The sequence below is a fragment of the Shewanella oncorhynchi genome, from assembly GCF_030848765.1.
Taxonomy (GTDB): domain Bacteria; phylum Pseudomonadota; class Gammaproteobacteria; order Enterobacterales; family Shewanellaceae; genus Shewanella; species Shewanella oncorhynchi.
The window spans coordinates 3,262,894-3,273,499 of sequence record NZ_CP132914.1 but is presented as its reverse complement, the minus strand read 5'-3'; the positions used below and the strand labels follow the sequence as shown (position 1 = coordinate 3,273,499).

Genomic DNA, 10,606 nt, shown 5'->3' with positions numbered 1-10,606 from the left:
TGCTTAGCGAAGGGAATTCATTATGCCTCCAATCATTTGTCATAGCGCGCTCGATGCGGTTGCTTTAATTCAAAGCGGCGAGACGCTGTGGACTCATTCCATGGGCGCCACTCCGCGCATTTTATTAGATGCGTTGGCGCAGCATGCACTCACCAAAGAAAATCTCACCCTGTTACAGTTACATACTGAAGGCGCCGAATCCTTAAGCCATCCCAGTTTACAGGGGCATTTACGCCATCGATGTTTTTTCGGTGGGCTGCCAACGCGGGCATTACTGCAAAGTGGTGACGCGGATTATGTGCCGATTTTCCTGTCTGAAGTGCCTAAGTTATTTCGTTCCGGCGAACAAAAAATAGATACCGCAATTATCCAAGTGTCGCCACCCGATAAGCATGGCATGTGTTCCTTAGGCATTTCGGTTGAAGCAACGCTCGCAGCTTGCCAAGTGGCGGGTAAAATTATCGCTCATATTAATCCACAAATGCCGCGAACCCATGGCGACAGCTTTATCCATATCGACCGTTTTGCCGCTGTGTATGAGCAGAGCGCAGCGTTGCCCATTCATTCCTTCGCGACGGGGGATGCGGTGAGTTTGGCGATCGGTAAAAATGTTGCCCAATTAGTGCGTAATGGCGATTGTTTGCAAATGGGCATAGGTGCGATCCCCGATGCAGTGCTGTCTTGTTTAACCGAACATAAAGACTTAGGCGTCCACACTGAGCTATTTTCTGACGGTATATTACAACTGGTTGAAAAAGGTGTGATTAACAACAGCAAGAAGCGATTTTATCCGGGGAAACTCGTCACAGGATTTGCTTTGGGTAGTCAAAAGTTATACGACTATGTTGATGATAATCCTGCGGTCATCTTTATGGACATAGAGCAAGTTAACGACACGGCCATTATCCGTAAAAATCCCAATGTGATGGCGATTAACTCGGCGCTGCAGGTCGACCTTTCAGGCCAAGTGTGTGCCGATTCCATTGGCACTAAAATCTATTCCGGTGTTGGCGGCCAGATGGATTTCATCCGCGGAGCAGGGTTATCTGAAGGTGGTCGTTCTGTTATTGCGCTGCCCAGCACTGCCGCGGGGGGAACGCTTTCTCGCATTGCAAGCGTGTTATCACCTGGCGCTGGGGTTGTCACCACTCGGGCCCATGTGCATTACATTGTGACCGAATACGGCGCCGCCAATCTACGCGGCCGTTCACTGCGCGAACGGGCACAAGCGCTGATCGCCATCGCTCACCCAGATTTTAGGGAACAATTAAGTCGTGATGCCTTTGATGTATGGGGATTAAGACTTCTTTGAGTGATTGCTTGAATCTGAATCGTTGCCTGTTGTAAATCGAGTGCAGTTGCTTCCGTGACACGCCGTGAAGCCATCCATGGCGGCTCTACGATGACATCCATGTCATCGAAGGTCACGTCAACTACTACATTCGATTTTAGCTATTAGCCATCTGAAATTTCATATTATCTTTCAATAATCTTTTATAAGTGTTACGAACTTATGATAATCATGCTACATGAATTATTCTATGAATCAGTAGCTTGGTGTACATGAAAATAATTGTCATTAGCGATTTACATGTAGGTGATGGAGCCGTTTCCAATGAGTTTTCAGTTGGAACTTCTACCAATGCTGTAAAAAATCGATTTTTAATCGAGTTAAAGGAATTGGCTACGCGAGAAAAAATAAGTGCAGATTATCTTGTTGTTGCTGGAGATATAACAAATCGTGCTACAAAAGAAGAATTTCAATTAGCATCAAAGCGAGTTCAAGAAATATCTACAATAGTTGGTGTGCCGAGCTCAAATATCTTTTTTGTACCAGGTAATCACGATGGTGATTGGACTGAAGAAGAAGAGTCGATGATGTCCAATGAAGACGTCAATATAACTATTGAACGTAAATATAGAAATCTACGAATTAATGACTTTTTCAATGAGCGTTTATCTTGTGCAACTGAGGGGTGTTATTATACCGAACCTTATTTTGCTATATGGAGTGATGATCAATTAAATGTTATTGGTATTAATAGTTCTGTATATGATCATTATAATAAAAAGCCTCATCATGGCGTCATTAGAAAGCAAGATCTGAACGAGTTAGATAAAAAACTCAAACAGTTGAGTGTTGAAAAGTCAGGTAAAATAAATTTATTAATAATTCATCATCATCCAGTACAGCAACCAGATTTACCTTTTGATAATGCTGACCATAGTATTTTGCAAAATGCCGCAATATTAATGGATTTAGCATCAAAACATCGCATCAATTTCATTGTTCATGGCCATAAACATATACCCCGACTTGCTCAGTATTCTGATGATTATCAACATCCAATAAATATTTTGTGTGCTGGTAGTTTTTCTGCTCGGTTAGATGATCGATGGTTTCAAGGTGTGCCAAATACAATTCATCAAATTGAGGTCGACAAAGTTTGTTTGATAAATAAAACTCCATTTGGGAAAGTTACCAGTTGGTCACATAATACTGGGCATGGTTGGACTAAGGATGAGTCAATCAATGGTATTCCTCATAAAGAATTTTTTGGAAACAGAATGTCACCAGCTCAGTTGGAACAAAAATTACGAGAATCAATAAATTTATTTTTTGAAAGGCAGACTCATGTAAAATGGAGTGAACTGTCAAGTGAATGTTCGGATATTGTATATACATCTAGAAAGCTACTAGAAAAAACAATTCTTGATTTATCTGATGAATTGAGTTTTACAGTATTTAAAACCCCAGGTCAAGATGAGTTATTTATTTTGCTAAAAGGAAACTGAAATGCATAATTTATTTGGTTTCAATAATATTTTCGAACATTCAAATGCAAGGTATTTGAGTTCCGAACAGCTTGCTGATGAATTTGTCTGGACTCCATCATTTGAATCGTTAATTTCAAATAAAAATCATATTATTTTAGGTTCAAGAGGCTCTGGGAAAACTGCGTTGATAAAAATGCTATCACATGAGTGCCTTACAAAACTGAATGATGAAAAAGCAAAGCAAATAATACGAGAGAAATCATTTATTGCAACTTATATACCATTGAAGGTCGAGTGGGTAAGTTCGATAGGTGATATCGACCATAACAATACTTTATTTAAATGGAGTTTAAACTTATCATCTTGTGCCCGTTTCTTAGATACTATTAGAAGTTGTTTAGATACTTATATTGAAGATGATATCGCTAGGGTTATTAAGGAGAAAAGAATTGCGAATAGAGTGTCTGACTTTTGGTTATCAACGCATCTGAATACTTTAGATGATATTTATAATGAGCTTGAAGTTGTAGAATATAAAAAGAATGTTATATTTAACAAAATAAAGCTGGGTATTAAAATCACACCAGAAGATGAGCAAGTTGGTCTAAATTTTAATACTGATCTTTTTAAGCCACTTATTATGGCCTTGTCAATTGTAAAAAAAGAATTAGAATTACCTCTAACTCTACATTTAGCGTTTGTATTGATGAGGCTGAATTTTTAACAAAAGATCATCATAGAATTTTAAACACTCACATGCGGTCTTATAATGAGATTGTCTTTAAGATCACAACAATGCCGTATCGTCATTATACATTAGAAACTGATACCGGTACTCCTCTTAATATGGGGCATGATTTTGACTATTTAAATATTGATAAGCAAGGTCTGCATGGAAATGCAAAAAATAATTCACAGTTATTTTTTGAATCTTTTGCAGATAACTTATTCAAGAAGCGTATCGATAACTCAACAATATTTAACAAAGATGTGACTCTGAGGTCCCTGTTAGGTGGTTCAATTTTGATCGACTCTCCAAAAGATGCACTGCCGGATGATAAGTTGATGGAAAAGGTTGAGTTATATTGTGATGATATAACTATAAATAGAGCTAAAAAGTTATTCGTCGAGAATTATGAGCTTTTCGAAAGTTCAATTTCAAGGAAAATAAGAGGAACATTGATCCTGAAAGACTCCTTCCAGAAATATAAAGGAAATGCATCCCATTCAGTTTTTTCTGGGTACTCATTAGTTGTTAGATGTTCTGATGGCAATCCACGTCGACTTTTAAGGATTTTCAATTATCTATTTTCTAATAACATAGATTCAAAGAAAGAGTTTAACTTTTTAACGGATAAGGAACAGGGTTCTAAAATGAAAGAGTTCTCTTATTCTGAGTTGGACGGCTTAAATTTAGAGGTTGGTGGTAAAAAAGCATTTGATTTATTTTCAACTATCGGGCGTTTTTTGAAGGATAAACTTCACAGCGATAGAGTAAATACAGATTTTTATAATTCATTTACTTTTGATGTAGATAATGATGATGTATGGAAGAATATTGAAACTGCAGTTGATTTAGGGTTGATTTACCCAGATTTTAGAGGCTTTGATAATGATAATAAAATGCCAAATAGAAAAGGTAGGTTTACATTAGCCTTTTGTTTGTCACCTCATTTCTATCTTATGCCAAGAAAAGGAAGTGCAATTAGTTTGTCAGTAATTATGAATAATAACTCATACAGTAGATATCGGTCTAAAAATAAAACTAATGATATTAGCCAATATGACTTAGATTTTGAAGGTACATATGAATAAATTACATGTTGATGATTTATCTATTGGTGAACTTAGTCATGCAAAATATGATTTGGCAATTTTTTCATGTGGGTATGAAGAACGTTGTATTGAAGTAGCTACAAGGTTAAATAATGAGAATGTTGATAAAGTTATTATCCTTGCTTTTGATCAACATAAAAATGACTCGACAAGACAAGACTGCCTTAATTATTTTGATGAAAACTGGACTGGGCATTATTTTCTGGAGATATCTCAGAGAGAAATATTCTCTATTTATGAAAAAGTAAGTGAAATTGTTGAGGGTTTAAATAAAGAGGAAATTTCAATTCTAATTGATTATACGTCAATGTCACGAGCATGGTATGCGTCTATTTTAAATTATTTAATTAATTTCACTCTTAAAAATATCATTGTAGATTTAACATATGCAACTGCTATTTATAAAAATTTAGACCTTAATGTCGAATTGGGTGAGCTGAGAATTATACCTGGTTGTGAGGGGATCTCATTAACAAAGAGACATAATGCTGCAATTTTTATGCTTGGATTTGATAAATATGGTCCGCGAAGACTTTATAACTTGCTTAATCCAAATAAATGTTTTGGTATAATGGCTGCGCCAGCAGCAACTTATGATTATGAAAATACATGCTTAGAAAAAAATAAAGATTTTATTTCACATTATTTGGGAGGAGTTGAAAATTTAGTAAAACTTCCTATTAATAGCATCTCTACTTGTTACGACAATATGTCTCAAATGTTATCTCTGTTGAAAACGGACTACAATGTTTCAATTATTCCTTTTGGCCCTAAACCTCATATTTTAACTGCAATTTTATGCAGTTTTAATTTTCCAAATGTAACATGTTTGTATTCTGAATATATAAGGAATACTACCGTGAAAGTTGAATCATCAGGTGATTTCGTTATTTCAAGATTACATATTAAAAGAAATATTTAATTGATTTTCCTATTGAAATTAATAGTATGGGAAATCTATTCAAACAGAAAATATGAAAGAAATAAACATATTGTCATAAATTACAACTGTTTGGAATTTCACACTGAATTAAGCACTGGCATGTAAGTGACCGTTGGCGGCATGGATGCCGTCGTCGAGCCCTCATGGATGAGTTCACGGCGAGTCACTGGAATGATAGTGCTTAATGTCTAACTTGGAATAACGTCAACAGCCCAATAAACCCTGTCTTGCTTTGTATAACTGCTTTCTGTTGTTTAAAGAAACGAAGCTATTTCCCCATGCATTCTGCTAACAGTTTGACGAAAAAGTCGCTGCCTTTACGTTCGCAAAAGGCGATGTTACGTTCTGGGATGGTTTCGGGATCGTTGTAGTTAGCAAGGGCTAACTCCATGCTGGCTTCGCGGATGATGTGCAGGGTTGGGTAGGGCGCGCGGTTGGTGAAGTTGGCTGCCCCGTCCTGTGGTTCACCATCGAAACAATAGTCTGGGTGAAAGGTGGCGAGTTGGTAAGTGCCTTCGTACTCGTGTTCGATAAGCGTATCGGTTGCCATGTCGATGAGGTCGAGATAAGCATAAAACCCCTCAAAACCACGGGGTAGAATAAACAGTGTGGTTTCGGCTTCGGGGTGGGCGTCGAGGTATTGGCATTCTTCAATCAATGCCTTGAGTACGAGTTTGACTTTAGTTTGTTCCACCACCAGATACCGAATACTGCCGCGCTCGACTTCTTGTCTGGCGAAGGGGCAAATATTGTATTTCATGATCACTTTTTTCACCCAGTCGTCGGTTTGTTGAGTGATCATGTCAATTTCGTTCATGGCGGTCGTTTGCTCGTGCTTAAAAATTAGGGGGCGATCATAGGGATGATAGACGCCACAAGCAAGAGCGCCATGCTGATATTAAAAATCTTCTGTTGGCGCTCATTTTTTAAAATGCGTTTAAGGGCCACACCAAAGCCGAGCCAGACGATAGCGCAGGGAAAGGCGACGCACAAAAATACCGTTGCGATAGTGATGACCTGCGGGGTCAAATCCTGCTGTACTGACGTGAACGTCGCAATCGCGCCCACGGCCATGATCCAGCCCTTAGGGTTGACCCATTGAAAGGCCGCGGCTTGGATAAAACTGAAGGGTTTAGCAATGGCTTTGCCTTCCATCTTGCTACTGCTGTTGGCAATCAACCAAGACAGATACAAAAGGTAACCTATGCCGACGACTTTAATCACTTGATGGATGATAGGATAGCTTTGGAATAGGGCGCTTAAGCCCAAACCTATCGCGAGGATCATGGTCGGGAAGCCAAGGCTTATTCCCATAAGATGCGGAATACTGCGTTTTACGCCAAAGTTTACCCCTGAGGTCATCAGCATAATATTGTTAGGCCCTGGGGTGATCCCCGATGAAAAGGCAAACAACGCGATAGCGAGTATTAACTCCATAGATAGATCCACACCTTTATTTTAGTTTTATGGCATTGTGATTATTTGCCGCATTGAGCCTGCGATTTACTCATCAGACGGTACGCAATACTGTGTTGCTATTATTTATAATTGCGACATTTGATTGCAACGCAGGCGAGGCATTCTAGCGATTAAATGTTGCCGCGCCTATACGACATAGCGAGTTTATAAACTAAAAAGAATAACAAAATATGTACATGCCTCGATGGGATTAATGGCGTGAGAATAGGGCTAGCGCAGTTTGATGGTTTTCTGTGTTAGTACGAATATCAAGATATATTGGAATATGCTGATTTAACACTATGATGGATATCAGCTTTCAGCTTTCAGCTTTCAGTTTTAGTAATAGTAACTATCCTTAGACAGCATTTTATAGATTGAGGTAACAGGGCATGATGAATCCATCATTACATAGTGAGCTAAGTGGAGTGCTAAATCGACAGTTCAGTCGAGTTCCTTGCTGGGTTCCCGACCGAGCGTTAAGTCGGTATTTGAGAGTGTTAATACTGCTTTTTAGCAGCGTTTTAGGTCTTACTGGGTGCGTGACTGTGACGGATAACGCGGCGCAGCCGTTGCGAACCACAATCGTGATGTCTGGCGATCTCAGTGAATTACCGTCAACGGCAATGACATTCACTTGGCATCCTAAATTTCAAAAAATCATCACAGATAAACGCTTAGATCCGCAGCCAGTGTTGCAACACATGCAAGCCGTATTGAAGCAAACTTTGCAGAGTAAGGGATATCGCTGGGTTGAAGATCCACTACTGGCGGATTTTCAGGTTGGCTTTGGCGTCGCTATGGGAACTGAAATGAGCGATGAACAAATTTTGGCAGTGACAGGGTTAGTCGCTGGGCTGTCAACCGACGGTGTGAATACCCAAAAGTATGACAAAGGTACCGTGGTGATAGCGCTCTTTAAACCTACTAAAATACAGGGCGTTGATGAGCCAATTTGGCGAGTGCTTGCCCAAGGTTTTGGCAACATTAAAAAGATGGATGAGCTAACCGAAAATTTCGACAGTCTCATTGCCAGTATGTTGGCCAATATGCCGTCGGTTAATGTGGCTCCTTAGTCAGCGTTTGAGCTTTAGTTCAGTTCTAAGTGAATTGAGTCAGCATTTTGGTTGGAGCATTCGCCAGATAAACGGGATTAGTGCTTAATTGAGGTGTCTTGGTCCCATGTTTGTGGTGCTAGCTCCCATTTTTGAACTGTGGGACATGGTACTTTAGTGACAGCCATCTCAATAAAGGGCGCGACAGTGAAAACTGCCGCGCTTTTTCATTTTAATGGAGGGAAGTTCCATTTTGATTTCAGACTGTTTCAGTCGTGCTCGACTGTGATCTCGTAGGATGAAAACTTACGAATGTTAATCACGCCCGTATCAAACATTAAATACTGCCCCTTGATCCCCTGCAAAATTCCGCTGACGACCACATCTTTATCGAAATTGTGCGAAGTGATCTTCTTCGGAAAGGTGTCAATTGGATAATGAATTGGCTGAATCGTTTCGTGCAAACGCTCGATACTGTAATCGCCTTTTTGCATGCCGATTTCGTGCAACTTAGCCTCAATTTGCGGGATCAGTTCCGCAGCCTTAGCATTTAAATCAATATCGTCGGCATGGCCTTTTAACATGGCTTGCCAATGGGTTTTATCATTAACCAGTTTTGCCAATTCTACTTCGACTAAGCCTGAGAGCTGTCTTGTTGAGACTTTAAAAATCGGTAAACCTTGGGTAGCACCTTGGTCAATCCAACGGGTGGGCAGTTGAGTGTGGCGGGTAATGCCGACTTTAACGCCCGAAGTATTCGACAGATATACATAATGCGGCACAAAACAGTGGCTCTGGGCCCACTCTGGTTCGCGGCAAGTGCCTTGGTCGTAATGACAAGTTTCCGGCTTCATAATGCACATATCGCAACTCGCCAACTTTTGCATACAGACAAAACAATGGCCCTGCGAGTAACTCTTCTTGCTCTTTTTACCGCAGTTGCAGCAGAAGATATTACCCGTGTGGGTCAAAGTTAATTGCTTGCCTATCAATGGATTAAGCGGGAGTAACTCATCACCAACAACGAGTTGATATTGCACTTGTTGCGCGTCATCTAACTGCACGCGCATCTTTTTTAGCGTTCCTAACATGGTCATCCTAATGTGTTGCGTTCTGGTGCAGCTTAGTCGCTCATCATGCGTTCTAGTGCACGCTTTCGTTATATCGTCATTGCGTGGCCGTCAGTATACAAGATTATCCAAGTCAGTTTAGATAGGATTTTTTGCTAAGTGAGTTTTTGTAAACTGCGCTTAACCCCATAGGCTTAGACGGACTTTTTGAGGGTAATGATTTGAGTCTTATGATGAAAACCAGTAAGTTACCCTGCATTACAAATGGAGGTGTACTTATGCGGTTGGTTTTAGTGCTGATATTTTTCTTTTCGACGGGTGTCTTCGCACAGATGGATAAGACGGTAATTCATTCAGAAATCTTGAATGATGACATCAACTTACAAATCCATTTGCCAGATACCTATGCGCATTCCAACAATTTTAACTATCCGGTATTAATCGTATTAGATGGCTCTAGCCAATTTGAGCATGTGGCTGCGAATGTCGGTTTTTTAAGTACTTATGCCATTATTCCGGAAATGATTACCGTTGGCGTGAGTTCGGATCAACGGATGAAGTATTTCACGCCGACTCAAATCGATAAATTTAAAGACAGCTCCGGTGGTGCTGAAAGGTTCAGGCAGTTTTTAGAGCAAGAGCTGCTCAGTGAATTAGGCAAAAAATACCGCACCTCAGATTACCAAATACTCACGGGTCACTCCTTCGCGGGGCTGTTTAGCAGTTATGTCGCCTTGACGCCAAATAGCCAATTTGATGCGGTGATTTCAATCAGTCCCAGTTTATGGTGGGACAGTGATTGGCTAGTGCTTAAGTCGGCCGAGTTATTACAAGCTAAGCGTGCGAAACCACTGCGCTGGTTTTTGAGTATGGCAAGTGAGCCCAATGAGATGGCGAGCGCGTTTGCGGCACAAATTAAGCAGTTGCAAGACGGCTTAGGTACAAGCCCCACGGATAACACATCAAAGCAATTACATTGGTTTTACAAGCATTTCCCCGATGAAACTCACGACAGTACGCCGCTTGTAGGCAATATTGAGGCGTTAAAGACACTTTTTGCCGATTGGAATGCCGTGCCTGAAATTGCCATTATGCCACTTAAGGATATAAAACAGTTCTATCGGCAAAAGAGCGCTGAGTTTGGCTATGAATTTCCACTCTTTGCTCAGCAATATAATGTTTATGGGCTCAAGGCCACTTATGAACAAAAAACGGCTTGGGGCGTTGAAATTCTCGCAGAGGGGACGCGTGCGTTTCCTCATTCAGAGGTGTTATGGGACAGTTTAGCGACCGCCTATGATCTGGATGGACAACTTGAACAGGCGATAAGAGCCTCCGACAAAGCCGTGCTATTAGCAAAACAAACAGATTCAGTGTTTTTGAATGAGATCCTCAGTCAAGCTAAGCGCTTGCAGTTGCAAGGGAAAAAGTAATCGTTCTCAGAGAGGGTTTAACTACATAGTTGC

The 10,606-nt window shown here is 40.3% G+C and carries 10 protein-coding genes; 7 read left to right on the top strand and 3 right to left on the bottom strand.

Translation table 11 applies throughout. From position 1 onward, the window contains the following. Positions 1-22: 22 nt before the first annotated feature. The 5 genes from RA178_RS14785 (at position 23) to RA178_RS14765 (ending at position 5,536) form a co-directional block, all read left to right on the top strand. Complete coding sequence (locus RA178_RS14785) at positions 23-1,312, top strand: acetyl-CoA hydrolase/transferase family protein (protein WP_113938909.1); 1,290 nt, start codon at positions 23-25, stop codon at positions 1,310-1,312. Positions 1,313-1,563: 251 nt separating this feature from the next. After that, positions 1,564-2,796, top strand: a complete 1,233-nt coding sequence (locus tag RA178_RS14780; RefSeq protein WP_306682522.1) for a metallophosphoesterase family protein — start codon at positions 1,564-1,566, stop codon at positions 2,794-2,796. A gap of 1 nt (position 2,797) precedes the next feature. Further along, the gene (locus RA178_RS14775; protein ID WP_306682521.1) at positions 2,798-3,502 is read left to right on the top strand and encodes an ORC-CDC6 family AAA ATPase; all 705 of its coding nucleotides are present in this window, start codon (positions 2,798-2,800) and stop codon (positions 3,500-3,502) included. Next, complete coding sequence (locus RA178_RS14770) at positions 3,445-4,593, top strand: ORC-CDC6 family AAA ATPase (RefSeq protein WP_442538052.1); 1,149 nt, start codon at positions 3,445-3,447, stop codon at positions 4,591-4,593. The genes RA178_RS14775 and RA178_RS14770 overlap by 58 nt, the downstream gene beginning before the upstream one ends. Next, a complete protein-coding gene (locus RA178_RS14765; protein WP_306682518.1) occupies positions 4,586-5,536 on the top strand; it encodes a hypothetical protein in 951 nt (316 codons plus the stop codon). Before RA178_RS14770 ends, RA178_RS14765 begins: the two co-directional genes overlap by 8 nt. Positions 5,537-5,825: 289 nt before the next feature. Here the strand turns inward: RA178_RS14765 and RA178_RS14760 are convergent, their stop codons facing one another. Further along, positions 5,826-6,374 carry a DUF1415 domain-containing protein gene (locus tag RA178_RS14760; protein WP_113938905.1) on the bottom strand — a complete coding sequence of 183 codons (549 nt, stop codon included), beginning with the start codon at positions 6,372-6,374 and terminating at the stop codon, positions 5,826-5,828. 26 nt (positions 6,375-6,400) lie between these two features. Beyond that, on the bottom strand, positions 6,401-6,994 hold the full coding sequence (locus tag RA178_RS14755; RefSeq protein ID WP_113938904.1) for a LysE family translocator: 594 nt from the start codon (positions 6,992-6,994) through the stop codon (positions 6,401-6,403). 413 nt (positions 6,995-7,407) lie between these two features. On the opposite strand from RA178_RS14755, the gene RA178_RS14750 reads away from it, so the two are divergent. Then, positions 7,408-8,091 (top strand): DUF4136 domain-containing protein, encoded by a 684-nt coding sequence (locus RA178_RS14750; RefSeq protein WP_263175313.1) that lies wholly within the window; start codon positions 7,408-7,410, stop codon positions 8,089-8,091. A 248-nt stretch (positions 8,092-8,339) separates the two neighbouring features. On the opposite strand, the gene RA178_RS14745 is transcribed toward RA178_RS14750, so the two are convergent. After that, complete coding sequence (locus tag RA178_RS14745; protein WP_105249677.1) at positions 8,340-9,161, bottom strand: DUF2797 domain-containing protein; 822 nt, start codon at positions 9,159-9,161, stop codon at positions 8,340-8,342. A 257-nt stretch (positions 9,162-9,418) separates the two neighbouring features. Here RA178_RS14745 and RA178_RS14740 point away from each other — a divergent pair, with 257 nt between their 5' ends. Continuing rightward, the gene (locus RA178_RS14740) at positions 9,419-10,573 is read left to right on the top strand and encodes an alpha/beta hydrolase (RefSeq protein WP_263209259.1); all 1,155 of its coding nucleotides are present in this window, start codon (positions 9,419-9,421) and stop codon (positions 10,571-10,573) included. Positions 10,574-10,606 lie beyond the last annotated feature (33 nt).

What these genes read in the sequence shown, in the direction of transcription:
- RA178_RS14785 (WP_113938909.1), top strand. Translation starts at nt 23, where the DNA reads ATGCCTCCAATCATTTGTCATAGCGCGCTCGATGCGGTTGCTTTAATT.
- RA178_RS14780 (WP_306682522.1), top strand. Translation starts at nt 1,564, where the DNA reads ATGAAAATAATTGTCATTAGCGATTTACATGTAGGTGATGGAGCCGTT.
- RA178_RS14775 (WP_306682521.1), top strand. Translation starts at nt 2,798, where the DNA reads ATGCATAATTTATTTGGTTTCAATAATATTTTCGAACATTCAAATGCA.
- RA178_RS14765 (WP_306682518.1), top strand. Translation starts at nt 4,586, where the DNA reads ATGAATAAATTACATGTTGATGATTTATCTATTGGTGAACTTAGTCAT.
- RA178_RS14760 (WP_113938905.1), bottom strand. Translation starts at nt 6,374, where the DNA reads ATGAACGAAATTGACATGATCACTCAACAAACCGACGACTGGGTGAAA.
- RA178_RS14755 (WP_113938904.1), bottom strand. Translation starts at nt 6,994, where the DNA reads ATGGAGTTAATACTCGCTATCGCGTTGTTTGCCTTTTCATCGGGGATC.
- RA178_RS14750 (WP_263175313.1), top strand. Translation starts at nt 7,408, where the DNA reads ATGATGAATCCATCATTACATAGTGAGCTAAGTGGAGTGCTAAATCGA.
- RA178_RS14745 (WP_105249677.1), bottom strand. Translation starts at nt 9,161, where the DNA reads ATGTTAGGAACGCTAAAAAAGATGCGCGTGCAGTTAGATGACGCGCAA.
- RA178_RS14740 (WP_263209259.1), top strand. Translation starts at nt 9,419, where the DNA reads ATGCGGTTGGTTTTAGTGCTGATATTTTTCTTTTCGACGGGTGTCTTC.